The following is a 14,599-nucleotide window of genomic DNA, read 5'->3' as shown; positions in this document are numbered from 1 at the left end:
TGAGGGGTTAAGGCTCCCAGTAGACGACTGGGTTGATAGGCCAGGTGTGGAAGGCAGGTGACTGCTGGAGCTGACTGGTACTAATAGGCCGAGGGCTTGTCCTCAGTTGCTCGCGTCCACTGTGTAGTTCCCGGGTTGCGAACAGTCGCACCGGTGCACTAGCCAATTTCCCGCCCTGCGGGATGGCAGCTTCACCTAATTGAAGAGAGTGCTTGTTCGCTAAGACACCCGATGGTGTTTCGGTGGCCATTGCGTTAGGGAAACGCCCGGTTACATTCCGAACCCGGAAGCTAAGCCTTTCAGCGCCGATGGTACTGCAGGGGGGACCCTGTGGGAGAGTAGGACGCCGCCGAACAATCTTTGAAGGACCCTTGGTCCCAGCGTGCATGCTGGGACCAAGGGTCCTTTTGTATTTTCCGAGGCGCAGCGGCTTGCCGACTGCGCGAGAATGACTGCGGTACCTCAAGACAGGAGTCACGTCGATGTCCACCAACTCGCCCGAGGACCGGCCGGGGCGCTCGGAGCGCCAGCCGAGGCGTCAAGATGGCGGTGACCGACGGGACTTCAGGGCCTCGGGGCCGCGCAGAGACCGTGATGATGACCGCACTCGCGACCGGGGCCGTGAGGAGCGTCCTCGTGGTCCGCGTCGTGATGATGATCGTGACCGGGGTGGGTTCCGGCGGGATCGTGATGATCGTGACCGTTCGGGTTTCCGTCGGGATGATCGTGGGGCGGCGGGGTTCCGGCGGGATGACCGGCGTGAGGATCGTCGGGATGACCGGGGTCCGCGGCGTGATGACGACCGGCGGGACTTCCGTCGTGATGAGCGTCCTCGTGGTCCGCGTCGGGAGGATGACCGCGGTGGTTTCCGTGGGCGCGACGATCGTGACCGGGGTCGTGACCGTGACCGGGGCGGGCGCCCGGGTGGCGGCTACGAACGGCGTGAGGACCGCCCTGCGTACTCCCGTGATGACCGCGACCGGGGTCGTGACGAGCGCCCTGCGTACCGCCGCGACGACCGCGACCGGGGCCGAGAGGAGCGCCCGCGTGGTCCGCGTCGCGAAGACGAGCGCGGTGGCTTCCGTGGACGCGACGACCGGGGACCGCGGCGTCCGTACGGCCAGGGTGGCCGCGGACGCGACGACCGTTCCGGCGGTTACGGGCGGCGTGATGACCGTTCCGGCGGTTACGGGCGTCGGGACGACCGTGACCGGGGGGAGCGTGACCGTGAGCCGATCAAGCGGCTGCCGATCCCCGAGGACGTGACCGGTGAGGAGATCGACAAGGATGTGCGGCAGGAGCTCATGAGCCTGCCGAAGACATTGGCCGACGATGTCGCCAAGAATCTCGTCATGGTCGCCAAGCTGCTCGACGAGGAGCCGGAGCGGGCGTATGAGTACTCGCGCATCGCGCTGCGGCTCGCCTCGCGGGTCGCAGCCGTACGGGAGGCCGCCGGCTTCGCCGCGTACGCCGTCGGCAAATACTCCGAGGCGCTCGCCGAGTTCCGGGCCGCTCGCCGTATGACCGGCTCCGTGGAGCTGTGGCCGGTGATGGCGGACTGCGAACGCGGTATGGGGCGTCCCGAGCGTGCGCTCGCCATGGCGGGCGAGCCCGAGGTGCAGAAGCTGGACCGCGCCGGGCAGGTGGAGATGCGGCTGGTCGCGGCCGGTGCGCGGCGGGACATGGGCCAGGCCGACGCCGCCGTGGTGACACTGCAGAGCTCTGAGCTGGCGTCGAGTTCCGTCCAGCCGTGGACGGCGCGGCTGCGCTATGCGTACGCCGACGCACTGCTCGCCGTCGGCCGCGAGGAGGACGCGCGCGAGTGGTTCGCCAGGGCTCTCGAGGCCGACCAGGGTGGCACCACGAACGCTTCGGACCGGCTCGCGGAACTGGACGGAGTGGAGTTCATGGACGCGTTCGACCCGGACGCGGAGGGGGAGGCCCCCTCGACCGAGGCGGAGGCCCCCTCGATGGACGCGGAGGTGCCCTCGACGGACACCGCGGACGTGGAGGCTCCCTCGGCGGACACCGCGGCCGACGGTGCGCCGGAGACCGCCGAGAGCGGTTCCGGAGCCGATGCCGCGGCTGATGCCGATGCCGTGTCCGATCCCGGTGCCGATGAGCGCTCCGATGAGCCCAGGGACTGATCGGCACTCCACGCCGGCGTGGCACTGACGCCGGCACCGAGTAAGGAGGGCGGTCCCGCACGGGGCCGCCCTCCTCCATTTCTACGGGCCCGGGTCAGCCCAGCTCGAGGCTGCGCAACACCAGACCCGTAGCCGGTTTCGGACCGAACGAGGTGGACTTCCTGGGCATCGTGACGCCCTGTTGCGCCAGTTCACGGACGACGTCCTCGCCGACCGGGTGCATCAGTACGGCTGTTCCGCCCCGCCGTTCCGCCTGTTCGACGGCCGCCGCCGCGTCGTGGATGTAGCCGATCTGCTCCGGGTTGTCCGGGACCTGCCAGATGCGCTCCAGGAGGAGGGAGTGCAGAACGGTCGCGTCCAAGGTCCGCCAGGCTTCCGGGCGGCCCTTCGGGACGGTCTTGTCGAGAAGGCCGGCGTCCGGGCGGTCGATGAGACGGAAGGCGCCGTCACCCGCGAGAAGGAACGCGTTGCTTCCCGCCTCCGAAGCGTCCGCGAGGCTGTCGAGCGCGTCGGGCAGGGGCCCCGCCACCTTCCGTATGCGGAACACGCCCTCGAGGGACGTCACGGCATCCGCGACCGGCAGCCCGTGGAGCAGTCGGTGGATGGCGCGGACGCGCAGCGGGTAGCGCGCGGTGTCCACGAGGAGCACCAGACCGAAATCCCAGGGGCCGGGCCCCGACCGCTCGTCCCGCAGCCGGAGGTACGTCGCCCAGCGGTGGTGGCCGTCGGCGATGAGAGCTTGGTGACCGGCGAGATCCTCGGCGATCCCGGCGAGTTCGGCCGGGTCGGTCACGGCCCACAAGCGGTGTCGGAAGCCGTCCTCCGTGGTGGTGGACAGCAGCGGGGTGCGCTGAACGGCCCGCTCGATGACGGCCGCCGCTCCGTCGGCGGCGCCGCTGCCGCGGTAGGAGAGCAGCAGTGGCTCGAGGTTGGCCGCCGTCTCACGCATCAGTTCGGCGCGGTCCTCGACAATGTCCGGCATGACGTCCTCGTGCGGGAGCACGATGCCGTCCTCGGGCGGGCTGAGCCGGAGCGTGCCGATCAGTCCGCGTTGCAACAGGCCCCCGCCGCGCTGTTCGTAGACGTACAGCGCGGGCTCGGGGTCCGCGATGAGCACACCCTCGGCCTGCCAGCGGCGCAGCGTCTCCGCGGCCTGCCGGTGGCGGGCGGCCGGAGCGGCGGAGTGCGGCAGAATCAGCCGGACGATGTTGTACGGGTCGGCGGTCTCGAGATGGCGCAGGCCGTCCGGCCGGACCACGACGTCGTACGGCGGGGAGGTGACGGCGGCGAGGCTGCCCACCCGCTCCGGGGCGTAGCGCAGACCCCGGAAGGCCGACAGTCGCAATCCGCCGCGTGCGGGCCCACGTGTGGTCATTGATGCATGTTATGCGGCTCTTGAGGATGCGGGATGATCGGGGGATGGATGAGCGGGGATGGCAGTGAGCGAGGAACGAGGCACCATGAGTGGGCAGAGCCGGATCCGGACCCGGACCGCGTCGGGTGAGCGGCCGCTGAGCGAGGCGTACGACACGGCGCTGCTCGACCTGGACGGGGTCGTCTACGCGGGCGGTGAGGCGATCGGGCATGCGGTCGAGTCGCTGGAGACGGCGCGGGACGGCGGGATGCACCTCGCGTACGTCACCAACAACGCGTCCCGTACACCGCAGGCCGTGGCCGAGCATCTGACGCGGCTCGGGGTGCCCGCCGGGGCCGGTGATGTGATCACCTCGGCGCAGGCCGTCGCACGACTGATCGCCGGTCAGGTCCCGGAGGGCGCGCGCGTCCTGGCCATCGGCGGCGAGGGACTGCGGGTCGCGCTGCGGGAGCGGGGACTGGAGCCGGTGGACTCACTGACCGACGAGCCGGCGGCCGTCGTCCAGGGCTACGACCCGACGGTGGGGTGGGAGCAGCTGGCGGAGGCTTCGTACGCCGTGGCGCGGGGGCTGCCGTATTTCGCCTCGAACACGGATCTGACGATTCCGACCGCACGGGGGACCGCACCCGGCAACGGGGCGCTCGTGGAGGTCGTACGGATCGCCACGGGCAGGCGGCCTCAGGTGGCGGGCAAGCCGCTGCCGCCGATGCACCGCGAGACGGTGCTGCGTACGGGGGCGAAGCGTCCGCTGGTCGTGGGGGACCGGCTCGACACGGATATCGAGGGCGCTCATGTGGGCGGGGTGGATTCGCTGCTGGTGCTGACCGGAGTGACGGACGCGGGGCATCTGCTGGCGGCTCCGCCGCAGCACCGCCCGACGTATGTGGCGGCCGATCTACGGGGGCTGCTGACGGGTCAGCCGGAGGTCGCCGCGGTCGGAGCGGGCTTCCGCTGCGGGGGCTGGACGGCCTCCGTACGCGACGGGACGGCCGCTCTCGACGGCGGGGGCGAGGCGATCGACGGGTTGCGGGCGCTGTGTGCCGCGGTGTGGACGGAGGCGGGGGAGGGCGCCGGTGACGGCGTGGACACGGACAAGGCGCTGGCGCGGCTGGGGTTCTGAAGCGGTCGGCGTTCTGCATCGACTGGGGTCTGAAGCGACTGGGGTTCGGCGCTCGGCGGCGGGGGCGGAAGCGACTGGGTTCTGCAGCGGGGCGGCGCCGGAGCGGGCCGTCGGATTCCGGCCGTAATCGCTCGATGGTCTCCCCGGCCCTGTCGTGCGGCGGTTCGTGCGGAGGCTTTCCCGGCGGCCCGCCGCGTCCGGGCCGCGGCCGCAGACCCGGGGTGCGGTGGCCACAGCCCTGGGCGCCGACGGGGTGCGGTGGGTACGCGTGGTCGCCGACGGACGTACGGCGGCCGGATCAGGCGGGATCAGACAGGGCCTGGAGCGGCGGGCTACAGCAGCGAGCGCAGCCGCAGCAAGTCACGCACACCCGCCTCGAACTTGATCCGGCCGCTGCCCCAGGCCCTGGCGAAATTGAGTTCGCCGTCCACCAGCGCCACGAGGTCGTCACTCGCCATCGTCAGCCGGATCTGAGCCCGTTCCGGCGGTGGGCCGGGCACGGTCGTCACATCCTGGATCCGGCTCTGGGCCAGGCGTCCCAGGAAGGTCACGTCCAGATCGGGGATACGACAGCTCAGCGAGCGGTCCAGGGCAGCCGCGCTGCGCAGGTCGCCGTTGGTCCGCCCGAGGTTCTCCGACAGCCGGTCGAGTGCGCGGCGGCACTCCTCGATCGTCCTCATCGTGGTCGACGGTACCCCAGGCCGTCGTTCTCGGAGGTCTCCGAGTTCTCCGAAGAAGGTGCAGTTCGGGGTAGCGTCGGGGGCATGACTGAGCCGATGCCCGGTGCGGAGCCGGGACCGGAGGACGAGCCGCTGCCGCTCGGTGTCACCCGTACACCCACGGGGAACGCCGACGTCGACGCACAGTTGGATCGCCTGGCCGATGCCGACCACCTTCCGGCGGACGGGCACCTCGAGGTGTACGAGGATGTGCACCGGGGCCTGCGTGACGCGCTCACCTCGCTCGACACCGGGCAGGGGCACGCGCGGCCGATGTAGACGACAGGCCGATGTAGACGACAGGAGGTCGACCGCTCGGGCCCTGGAGCGGAGCCCGCGGCCCGGGGCCGCCGCCGCTGTGGCCCGCCGGCCGAGTGCACGGGCCGTGCGGGCCTCGGGCAGGTGGCCCCGGACCCGCGTGACCCCGGGCCCCCGCCCAGGCACCCGTAGCGGACAGGGAGCCGCCGGTGCCGGAATCCGGTGCCCCGGCACTCCCGGGCGGCGCGGCGGCGCGTACGCGGCACCGTGGATGCGGAGCGGTACCGCGGGCATCGGAGCAGCGCGACAACGCACCGTATGAGCGGTGCATCCCTCTGCAGGCATTTCCGCTCGGAAGGAGCGAACCGGACGTGGCACGACGCCGACTCGACGCGGAGCTGGTGCGCCGCAGGCTGGCCCGATCGCGGGAGCACGCGAGCCAGCTGATCGCCGCGGGCCGGGTGACCGTCGGCGGTCTCACCGCGACCAAGGCCGCCACCCAGGTGGAGACGAGCGCGGCCGTCGTCGTGACGAAGGACGACGCCGACCCGGACTACGTGTCCCGGGGCGGGCACAAGCTCGCCGGGGCCCTGGCCGCCTTCACCCCGCGGGGGCTGAAGGTCGAGGGCCGCCGCGCGCTGGACGCCGGAGCGTCGACCGGTGGATTCACCGATGTGCTGCTACGGAACGGCGCCGGACATGTCGTCGCCGTCGACGTCGGGTACGGGCAGCTCGCCTGGTCTCTGCAGAGTGATGAACGGGTGACGGTCAAGGACCGTACGAACGTCCGTGAACTGGAACTCGAGCACATCGACGGGGAGCCGGCCGACCTGGTCGTCGGCGATCTCTCCTTTATTCCGCTCGGCCTGGTGCTGCCCGCACTGGTCCGCTGCGCCGCACCGGACGCCGATCTCGTGCTGATGGTCAAGCCGCAATTCGAGGTGGGCAAGGAACGACTCGGCAGTGGCGGAGTCGTCAGGAGCCCCGAGCTGCGCGCCGAGGCCGTACGGACCGTGGCCGGCCAGGCCGCCGGTCTGGGCCTGGGCGTACTGGGCGTCACCGCGAGCCCGCTGCCGGGACCGTCCGGCAATGTCGAGTACTTTCTTTGGTTGCGCGCCGGGGCACCCGCACTGGACCCGGCCGATGTTGACCGTGCAGTGGCGGAGGGGCCGCGTTGACGACGACGACAGCACGCACCGTTTTCCTGCTCGCCCACACAGGCCGGCCGGCCGCCGTGCGCAGCGCCGAACTGGTGGTCCAGGGCCTGCTCCGCTGCGGCATCGGTGTCCGTGTACTGGCGGAGGAGGCCGCCGATCTGCCCCTGCCTCCGGAAGTGGAGCTGGTCGAGGCCACGTCCCGGATCCTCGACGGCTGCGAGCTGCTGGTGGTACTCGGCGGCGATGGGACGCTGCTGCGCGGAGCCGAGTTCGCCCACGCCTCGGGCGTGCCGCTGCTCGGGGTCAACCTCGGCCGCGTCGGCTTCCTCGCCGAGGCCGAGCGCGATGACCTCGACAAGGTGGTCGACCGGGTCGTCACGCGCTCGTACGAGGTCGAGGAGCGCATGACCATCGATGTTCTGGTGCGCAACAACGGGCAGATCGTCCACCGGGACTGGGCGCTCAACGAGGCGTCCGTGGAGAAGGCCGCACGCGAACGCATGTTGGAGGTCGTCACCGAGGTCGACGGCCGGCCGGTGTCGCGCTTCGGCGGCGACGGAGTCGTCTGCGCCACTCCCACCGGCTCCACCGCCTACGCCTTCTCGGCCGGTGGCCCGGTGGTGTGGCCGGAGGTCGAGGCGCTGCTCATGGTCCCGATCAGCGCACACGCACTTTTCGCGAAGCCGCTGGTCACCGCGCCCAAGTCCGTGCTCGCGGTCGAGGTGCAGCCGCAGACCCCGCACGGGGTGCTGTGGTGCGACGGGCGGCGCACGGTCGAACTGCCCGCGGGCGCCCGTGTGGAGGTCCGGCGGGGGGCTGTGCCCGTACGGCTGGCGCGGCTGCACCACGCGTCCTTCACGGACCGGATCGTCGCGAAGTTCGCCCTCCCCGTGGCGGGCTGGCGGGGTGCCCCGCAGTGACACTGCGCCTGCCCACGCCGAGGTCAGGTGATCCGGGGGACCAGGGACCCGCCGAGGGGTAGCAGGAGGGAGCTTCGCAGGGCGGGTGGGAGCCGCGCCCGGCCGGAGGCCTCTCGTACCGGGGTGAGCCGGACGCCACGGCCCACGGGGTGCCCGGCCGGCCGGGTGCCCCTCCGGCCGGGGCGGGAGGAGTGCCGTAGCCGGGGGCGGGCGCGGGCGCGGGACCGTCGCCCGGACGGGGTGCGGAGGTGCCTTCCGGGCGTGCCACGGGGGAGCACGTCGCGCGCCGGCCTCGGAACCTCGTAAGGTCGTGTCCGTGTTGGAGGAGATGCGGATACGGTCGCTCGGGGTCATCGACGACGCTGTCGTGGAGCTGTCCCCCGGCTTCACCGCGGTGACCGGTGAGACCGGCGCGGGCAAGACGATGGTGGTCACCAGCCTCGGCCTGCTGCTCGGCGGTCGCGCCGACCCGGCGCTGGTGCGGATCGGTGCCAAGGCGGCGGTCGTCGAGGGGCGGATCACCGTGCCCGAGGGCGCCCCGGCGGCCGTGCGCGCCGGGGAAGCGGGGGCCGAACTCGACGACGGCGCGCTGCTCATCAGCCGTACGGTCTCGGCGGAGGGGCGCTCCCGCGCGCATCTGGGAGGGCGCTCGGTGCCCGTGGGGCTGCTCGGTGAGCTCGCCGACGACCTTGTCGCGGTGCACGGCCAGACCGACCAGCAGGGCCTGCTGCGCCCGGTGCGGCAGCGGCAGGCCCTCGACCGGTACGCGGGCGGAGCCGTGTCCGCGCCCCTGGAGAAGTACGCGGCCGCCTACCGCCGGCTGCGCGCCGTCGCCACCGAGCTCGACGAGTTGACCACGCGTGCCCGCGAACGCGCGCAGGAGGCCGACCTGCTGCGCTTCGGGCTGGAGGAGATCGCCGCCGCGGAGCCCCAGCCGGGTGAGGACGCCGACCTGGCGGCCGAGGCGGAGCGGCTGGGCCACGCCGAGGCCCTCGCCTCCGCCGCGACCTCGGGACACCGTGCGCTCGCCGGGGACCCGGAGGACCCGGAGGGCGTGGACGCGGCGACTCTGGTGGCGGGGGCGCACCGGGCGCTGGAAGCCGTACGGTCCCACGATCCGGCCCTCGCGGCGCTCGCCGACCGGATCGCGGAGATCGGCATCCTGGTGTCCGACGCCGCGGGGGAGTTGGCCGGATACGCCGACGACCTCGACGCCGATCCGCTGCGGCTGGCGGCGGTGGAGGAGCGGCGCGCGGTGCTCACGCATCTGACGAGAAAGTACGGCGAGGACATCTCGGCCGTGCTGGCCTGGTCGGAGGAGAGTGCCGCCCGGCTCGCCGAGCTCGAGGGCGACGACGACCGGATCGGCGAGCTGACGGCGGAGCGGGACGGGCTGCGCGCCGAACTCGTCGACCTCGCACAGGCGTTGACGGACGCACGGAGCGAGGCGGCGCAGCGGTTCGCCGCCGCGGTCACGGCCGAACTGTCCGAACTCGCCATGCCGCACGCCCGCGTGACCATCGATGTGCGGCAGACCGAGGACCCGGAGGGGGTCGAGGTCAACGGCCGCACGGTCGCCTACGGCCCGACCGGGGCCGACGACGTCGAACTGCTGCTGGCCCCGCATCCGGGGGCGCAGCCGCGGCCGATCGCCAAGGGTGCCTCGGGGGGTGAGCTGTCCCGGGTGATGCTCGCGGTCGAGGTCGTCTTCGCGGGCTCCGACCCCGTACCGACGTATCTGTTCGACGAGGTCGACGCGGGCGTCGGCGGCAAGGCGGCGGTCGAGGTGGGGCGGCGGCTGGCCCGGCTCGCCCGGTCCGCCCAGGTCGTGGTCGTCACTCACCTTCCGCAGGTCGCGGCCTTCGCCGACCGGCATCTGGTGGTCGAGAAGACCAACGACGGCTCGGTGACGCGCAGTGGTGTGCAGGCCATGGAGGGCGAGGACCGGGTGCGGGAGCTGTCGCGGATGCTGGCGGGGCAGGAGGATTCCGAACTGGCGCGCGCTCATGCGGAGGAGCTGTTGGAGGCGGCGCGGGCGGGCCGCTGACGGCCGGCGTCGTTTCGTACGGGCCGTGGTCCTCGGCGGACCGTGCCACCACGGGCCCGTGCCGCGCGCGATGTGCGGGCCGTCGGTGGCTACGGGACTCAGGCCGGGCGTCCGGTCCGGCGGAGCGGCAGCGGAGGTCCTGGCCCCGTCGAGCTGATGGCATGGCAGGAATGCGCGGCTGATGCTCCGTCCCTTCCCGTCGGAAGCCCGGGAACCCGGCAGTCCGGAAGCACGGGAGCCCGGGGACCCGGGAAGCACGGGAGCCCGGGAACCCGGCAGTCCGGGAACCCAGTAGCCCGGGGACCCAGGGACCCAAGAGCCCGGGGACCTAGGGATAGGACATGCGTCCGTCACTCGGTCGGGTGATGAGACGGAAGCACGGTCGCGTCGGGACACAGAAAGTGAGCACCATCGGTGCCTGGCCGTCAGGTCGGCCTGGCATCCTGGGGCGCGCAGTGCGCCCCCTCTCCGGCCCAGTACTCAGGAGCCCCACCCGCGTGAGCAGCACACCGGTCCCGCCGCACGGGCAGTCGCCATTGCACGCCGTCCAGGTGCTGGGACGCGGCAGTTCGGGCAACGGCGCGCATGTCCGCTCGCTGACCGAGGGGCTTGTTGCGCGTGGCGTGCGCGTGACCGTGTGCGCCCCGCGCGCCGCCGAGCGCGCTTATGACTTCACGGGCGCGGGCGCGCAGTTCGCGGCCGTCGCGGCGCGTACGGATCCCGCGACGGTGTCGGTGTTGCGGGCCGTCTGCGCCGAAGCCGACCTGGTGCACGCGCACGGTCTGCGTGCCGCCGTACGGGCTTCACTGGCGCTCGGCGGCCGTCGTACGCCGCTGGTCGTCACCTGGCACACCCGCGTGTACGCCGACGGCGCGCGGGCTCAGGTCGTACGCCTGATGGAGCGGCGGGCGGTTCGCTCCGCGGCAGTCGTGCTCGGCACCTCCTCGGAGCTGGTGGACCGCGCCCGGCGGAGGGGCGCGCGCGACGCCCGGCTCGCGCCGCTCACCGTGCCCGCGCCGGCCGGTGTCGCGCGGGAGGACGGGTACCACAAGGCGCGCGCCGAACTGGGGGTCCACGACCGGCCGTTGCTGCTCACCGTGGGGCGGCTCGAAACCCGTCAGGGACACATGCTGCTGCTCGACGCCGCTCGCGGCTGGAGGCGGCTCGATCCCCAGCCGCTGCTCGTCCTGGCGGGCGAAGGCCCCGAGCGCCCGGTGCTGCAGCGGCGGATCGAGGTCGAGAACCTGCCGGTGCGGCTGCTCGGCCGCCGCGAGGACGTCGCGGACCTGCTCACCGCGGCGGATGTCGCTGTCCTGCCGAGCCGGTGGGAGGCGCGTTCCGTCCTGGCGCAGGAGGCGCTGCGCGCCGGGGTCCCGCTCGTGGCGACGGCGGTCGGCGGGGTGCCGGAGCTGGTGGGGGAGGCGGCGGAACTCGTGCCGTACGGGGACGTGACGGCTCTGTCGACGGCGGTCAGCGGGCTGCTGGCCAGCCCCGGGCGCCGGGCGGAACTCGCGGTGGCCGGCCGCGCCCAGGCCGCCACCTGGCCGACCGAGGACGAGACGGTGGCGCAGGTCCTCAGCGTCTACGACGAACTCGCCGCGCTCTGACCGTCTTCCCGTCAGGGACCGTCTCCCGGTCGAGCGCTGTTCCGGTCGAGCGCTGTTCCAGTCAAACGCTCGCCGCCCCACGGCGATCCGGGATTGTTCGGAAATCAGGTGTTTGTCCGAGAAGCGGCGGGTACTCCGGGTCCCATGCTCGAGCGGAAGGCGGGGAAACATGGTTAGCAATGATCAGACCACCCGGCGTCTCGCACGTGGCCTGGGATGGGTGAGCCTCGGGCTCGGGGCGGCCCAGCTCGCCGCGCCACGTGCCGTCAGCCGGGTGAGCGGCGTCGAGGACTCGGCCGGTGCCCGCGCGACGGTGCCGCTGGTGGGGGTCCGGGAGCTGTCCCACGCGGCGGGCCTGCTCGGCAGCAGGGAACCCGCGCCGTGGGTGTGGCCGCGCATCGCGGGAGACGCCGCCGACCTGGCGCTGCTCAAGAGGGTGTTGCGCACCCGCGCCGGAAGCAGACGACGCCGCGCCGCGGCGGCCACGGCGGCGGTCGCGGGGATGACCGTGCTCGACGTCTACACGGCATTCCGCGCGGCCCGTACGAGCACAAACGGTCAGAAGCATGAGGTCAAGGCGTCGATCACGATCAATCGCCCGCGGGCCGAGGTGTACGCGTTCTGGCGCGACCTGGAGAATCTGCCCCGCTTCATGACGCATCTGAAGTCCGTGCACACGGACGGTGACGGCCATATGCACTGGGAGGCGAAGGCTCCCGTGAGGTCGGTCGAATGGGATGCGGAAATCGTCGAGGACCGGCCCGGCGAGCTCATCGCCTGGCGATCGCTGAAGGGACCCGCCAACTCCGGCACCGTGGGTTTCTCCGACGCTCCCGGCGGGCGCGGCACGGAGGTCCATGTGCATGCGGTGTACGAGCCGCCCGCCGGGCGGACCGGCGAGAGCGTCGCCAGGCTCTTCGGTGAGAACCCCGAGCAGCAGGTGCGGGACGACCTGCGCCGTTTCAAGCAGGTCATGGAAACGGGCGAGGTGGTCCGGAGCGAGGGCAGCCCGGAGGGAACCCGCGCCCGGCGGCTGCTGAGACAACGGCCCGCCCGCCCGCACGGAAGGAGAGCGGCATGAAGGCCAATTGCTGGATGGGCAGCAACGAGCTCGCCGTTCAGGACGTCCCGGACCCCCAGATCCTCAACGCACGCGACGCGATCGTACGGATCACCTCGACCGCGATCTGCGGCTCCGATCTGCACCTGTACAACGGCCTCATGCCGACGATGAAGAAAGGCGACATCCTCGGTCACGAATTCATGGGCGAAGTGGTGGAAGTGGGGCCCGAGGTCTCCAATCTCAGAACCGGTGACCGCGTGGTCGTTCCCTTCCCGATCGCCTGCGGCAACTGCCTGGCCTGCGAACGGCGTCAGTACTCGGTCTGCGAGAACTCCAACCCCAACGCGGGCATGGCCGAAAAGCTGATGGGGCACTCCCCGGCGGCCATCTTCGGCTACTCCCATATGCTCGGCGGATATCCCGGGGGACAGGCCGAGTACGCGCGTGTGCCGTTCGCCGATGTCGGGCCCCTCAAGATCGAGGAGGATCTGCCGGACGAGCAGGCGCTGTTCCTGTCGGACATCTTTCCCACCGGCTTCATGGGCGCGGAGATGTGCGAGATCGAACCCGGGGACACCATCGCGGTGTGGGGTGCCGGGCCGGTCGGGCAGTTCGCGGTGGCCAGCGCCTTTCTTCTGGGCGCCGAACGGGTCATCGCCATCGACCGATTCCCGTACCGCCTGCGCATCGCGCAGGACAAGGCGGGTGCGGAGGTCATCAACTACGAGGAGACCGACGTCCTCGACGCGCTGCGGGAGATGACCGCGGGCCGCGGGCCCGATGCCTGTATCGATGCGGTGGGCATGGAAGGCCACCACCCGACCAGGGCCGTGCACGCCTACGACCGCACCAAGCAGGCCACCAAGATGGAGACCGACCGGCCCCATGCGCTCCGGGAGGCCGTCATGGCCTGCCGGAGCGGAGGCATCGTGTCGGTCATCGGCGTCTACGGCGGGCTGGTGGACAAGTTCCCCATGGGTCCGCTGATGAACCGTTCACTCACCCTCCGGGCCGGCCAGTGCCACGTGCACCGCTATCTGGAACCGCTGATGGGCCGGATACGCGCGGGCGAGATCGATCCCAGCTTCGTCGTCTCCCACCGGATGAACCTCGATGACGCGCCGCTGGGCTACGAGATGTTCCGGGACAAGCGCGACGAGTGCAACAAGGTCGTGCTGACCCCGTAGCAGCGCGCCGGCCCCGGTCCGACTGCCCTGAAAGCCCCCTCGAGCGCGGCCTTCTCCGACGCGGCGCGCCCGCGCCCGCCACGTCTCCCCCCGCAGGGTCTACGGCGTGTGGCGGCGCGCCTGGAGGGCCAGGTTCAGGGCCAGCACGGCCTGGGGGTCGTCCAGGTCCGTGGCCAGCAGCTGTGAGATCCGGGCCAGCCGGTCGTACAACGTCTGCCGGTTCAGGTGCAGTTCGCGGGCGGTCTCCGCTTTGCGGCCCGCGTGGGCGAGATAGGCCTCGAGGGTCGGCAGCAGCGGCGGGCGCGCCGTACGGTCGTGGGCCAGCAGCGGGCCGATGGCGCGGTCCACGAACGCGGCCAGGTCGGGGTGTTCCCGCAGACGCCACAGCAGGAGATCGATGTCGAGGCGTCGCGCGTCGTACCACGGCCGGGACGGCAGCCCCTGGGCCGCGGTCGCCGCCTCGGCGGCGTGCCGGAGGCCCGGTCCCGCGCCCGCCCAGTCCCCGGGGACACCGACGACGACGGCAGGCGGCTGGACTCCGGCGCGTTCCAGACCCGCCCGTTCGACGCCGGCCCGCAGCGCGGCCGCGACCCGGTCGGCGGCGGCCGCTCGCTCGGATTCCGAGCGCAGGCCGAGCAGCAGCGGCACCCGGCCCTCCACCGGCCGTACGCCCACCAGTACCGGCAGGCCGACCGTGGTCAGCTCCTCCTGCACCGCCCGGACCAGTACCGCCCAGCCGCCCGGGGGGATCAGCTCGGCGGGCAGCCGCATGACGACCGGGAGCAGCAGTCCCCCGGAGGGGCGGAAGCCCAGCACATGTGCCTGCGCGGGGGCGTCCTCCGCCGCGATCCGGCCCTCGGCGAGATCGGTGAGGAAATCGCCCCGGCCGCGGGCCGCCAGCTCCTCTTCCTGACGGGCCTGCATCAGCACGACCGCCAGCAGGCCCGCCGTCCGCTCCGCCGCGATCCGGTGCACGGGCGCCGACGGGTGCTCCACCGG

General features: G+C 72.3%; 13 protein-coding genes and 2 rRNA genes. 12 read left to right on the top strand and 3 right to left on the bottom strand.

What is annotated here, in order from left to right; translation table 11 throughout:
- The 4 genes from ACTWQE_RS31010 to ACTWQE_RS30995 form a co-directional block, all read left to right on the top strand.
- Positions 1 to 104, top strand: a 23S ribosomal RNA gene (locus tag ACTWQE_RS31010); the annotation flags it as partial.
- 134 nt (positions 105 to 238) lie between these two features.
- Positions 239 to 355 (top strand): 5S ribosomal RNA (gene rrf, locus ACTWQE_RS31005).
- Positions 356 to 636: 281 nt separating this feature from the next.
- Positions 637 to 1,266 carry a hypothetical protein gene (locus ACTWQE_RS31000; protein ID WP_443332408.1) on the top strand — a complete coding sequence of 210 codons (630 nt, stop codon included), beginning with the start codon at positions 637 to 639 and terminating at the stop codon, positions 1,264 to 1,266.
- 23 nt (positions 1,267 to 1,289) lie between these two features.
- A complete protein-coding gene (locus ACTWQE_RS30995) occupies positions 1,290 to 2,147 on the top strand; it encodes a hypothetical protein (protein ID WP_443332410.1) in 858 nt (285 codons plus the stop codon).
- A 94-nt stretch (positions 2,148 to 2,241) separates the two neighbouring features.
- Here the strand turns inward: ACTWQE_RS30995 and ACTWQE_RS30990 are convergent, their stop codons facing one another.
- Entirely contained in the window at positions 2,242 to 3,522 is a 1,281-nt protein-coding gene (locus tag ACTWQE_RS30990; protein WP_443332407.1) for a DUF1015 domain-containing protein, read from the bottom strand.
- A gap of 85 nt (positions 3,523 to 3,607) precedes the next feature.
- On the opposite strand from ACTWQE_RS30990, the gene ACTWQE_RS30985 reads away from it, so the two are divergent.
- Positions 3,608 to 4,642: an HAD-IIA family hydrolase gene (locus tag ACTWQE_RS30985; protein WP_443332406.1), complete on the top strand. Its 1,035-nt coding sequence runs from the start codon at positions 3,608 to 3,610 to the stop codon at positions 4,640 to 4,642.
- Between the two features lie 332 nt (positions 4,643 to 4,974).
- Here the strand turns inward: ACTWQE_RS30985 and ACTWQE_RS30980 are convergent, their stop codons facing one another.
- Positions 4,975 to 5,322 (bottom strand): sterol-binding protein, encoded by a 348-nt coding sequence (locus ACTWQE_RS30980; RefSeq protein ID WP_443332405.1) that lies wholly within the window; start codon positions 5,320 to 5,322, stop codon positions 4,975 to 4,977.
- Between the two features lie 84 nt (positions 5,323 to 5,406).
- Between ACTWQE_RS30980 and ACTWQE_RS30975 the strand changes: the two genes are divergently transcribed.
- The 7 genes from ACTWQE_RS30975 (at position 5,407) to ACTWQE_RS30945 (ending at position 13,600) form a co-directional block, all read left to right on the top strand.
- Positions 5,407 to 5,640 carry a hypothetical protein gene (locus ACTWQE_RS30975; RefSeq protein ID WP_443332404.1) on the top strand — a complete coding sequence of 78 codons (234 nt, stop codon included), beginning with the start codon at positions 5,407 to 5,409 and terminating at the stop codon, positions 5,638 to 5,640.
- 350 nt (positions 5,641 to 5,990) lie between these two features.
- Positions 5,991 to 6,797, top strand: a complete 807-nt coding sequence (locus ACTWQE_RS30970; RefSeq protein ID WP_443332403.1) for a TlyA family RNA methyltransferase — start codon at positions 5,991 to 5,993, stop codon at positions 6,795 to 6,797.
- Positions 6,794 to 7,696: an NAD kinase gene (locus ACTWQE_RS30965; protein WP_443332402.1), complete on the top strand. Its 903-nt coding sequence runs from the start codon at positions 6,794 to 6,796 to the stop codon at positions 7,694 to 7,696. Before ACTWQE_RS30970 ends, ACTWQE_RS30965 begins: the two co-directional genes overlap by 4 nt.
- Positions 7,697 to 8,024: 328 nt before the next feature.
- Positions 8,025 to 9,743, top strand: a complete 1,719-nt coding sequence (recN, locus tag ACTWQE_RS30960; RefSeq protein WP_443332409.1) for a DNA repair protein RecN — start codon at positions 8,025 to 8,027, stop codon at positions 9,741 to 9,743.
- A gap of 497 nt (positions 9,744 to 10,240) precedes the next feature.
- A complete protein-coding gene (locus ACTWQE_RS30955; protein ID WP_443332401.1) occupies positions 10,241 to 11,350 on the top strand; it encodes a glycosyltransferase family 4 protein in 1,110 nt (369 codons plus the stop codon).
- A gap of 169 nt (positions 11,351 to 11,519) precedes the next feature.
- Entirely contained in the window at positions 11,520 to 12,431 is a 912-nt protein-coding gene (locus ACTWQE_RS30950; protein ID WP_443332400.1) for an SRPBCC family protein, read from the top strand.
- Complete coding sequence (locus ACTWQE_RS30945) at positions 12,428 to 13,600, top strand: zinc-dependent alcohol dehydrogenase (RefSeq protein WP_443332399.1); 1,173 nt, start codon at positions 12,428 to 12,430, stop codon at positions 13,598 to 13,600. Before ACTWQE_RS30950 ends, ACTWQE_RS30945 begins: the two co-directional genes overlap by 4 nt.
- A gap of 99 nt (positions 13,601 to 13,699) precedes the next feature.
- On the opposite strand, the gene ACTWQE_RS30940 is transcribed toward ACTWQE_RS30945, so the two are convergent.
- On the bottom strand, positions 13,700 to 14,599 hold a 900-nt coding region (locus ACTWQE_RS30940), incomplete at its 5' end, for a PucR family transcriptional regulator (RefSeq protein ID WP_443332398.1).

It is taken from the genome of Streptomyces sp. 8N706 (assembly GCF_052245415.1).
In the GTDB taxonomy this organism is placed as follows: Bacteria; Actinomycetota; Actinomycetes; order Streptomycetales; family Streptomycetaceae; genus Streptomyces.
The sequence above is the reverse complement of the archived record's forward strand: the minus strand, read 5'-3'. Positions and strand labels throughout refer to the sequence as shown.

What these genes read in the sequence shown, in the direction of transcription:
- ACTWQE_RS30990 (WP_443332407.1), bottom strand. Translation starts at nt 3,522, where the DNA reads ATGACCACACGTGGGCCCGCACGCGGCGGATTGCGACTGTCGGCCTTC.
- ACTWQE_RS30985 (WP_443332406.1), top strand. Translation starts at nt 3,608, where the DNA reads ATGAGTGGGCAGAGCCGGATCCGGACCCGGACCGCGTCGGGTGAGCGG.
- ACTWQE_RS30980 (WP_443332405.1), bottom strand. Translation starts at nt 5,322, where the DNA reads ATGAGGACGATCGAGGAGTGCCGCCGCGCACTCGACCGGCTGTCGGAG.
- ACTWQE_RS30975 (WP_443332404.1), top strand. Translation starts at nt 5,407, where the DNA reads ATGACTGAGCCGATGCCCGGTGCGGAGCCGGGACCGGAGGACGAGCCG.
- recN (WP_443332409.1), top strand. Translation starts at nt 8,025, where the DNA reads ATGCGGATACGGTCGCTCGGGGTCATCGACGACGCTGTCGTGGAGCTG.
- ACTWQE_RS30950 (WP_443332400.1), top strand. Translation starts at nt 11,520, where the DNA reads ATGGTTAGCAATGATCAGACCACCCGGCGTCTCGCACGTGGCCTGGGA.
- ACTWQE_RS30945 (WP_443332399.1), top strand. Translation starts at nt 12,428, where the DNA reads ATGAAGGCCAATTGCTGGATGGGCAGCAACGAGCTCGCCGTTCAGGAC.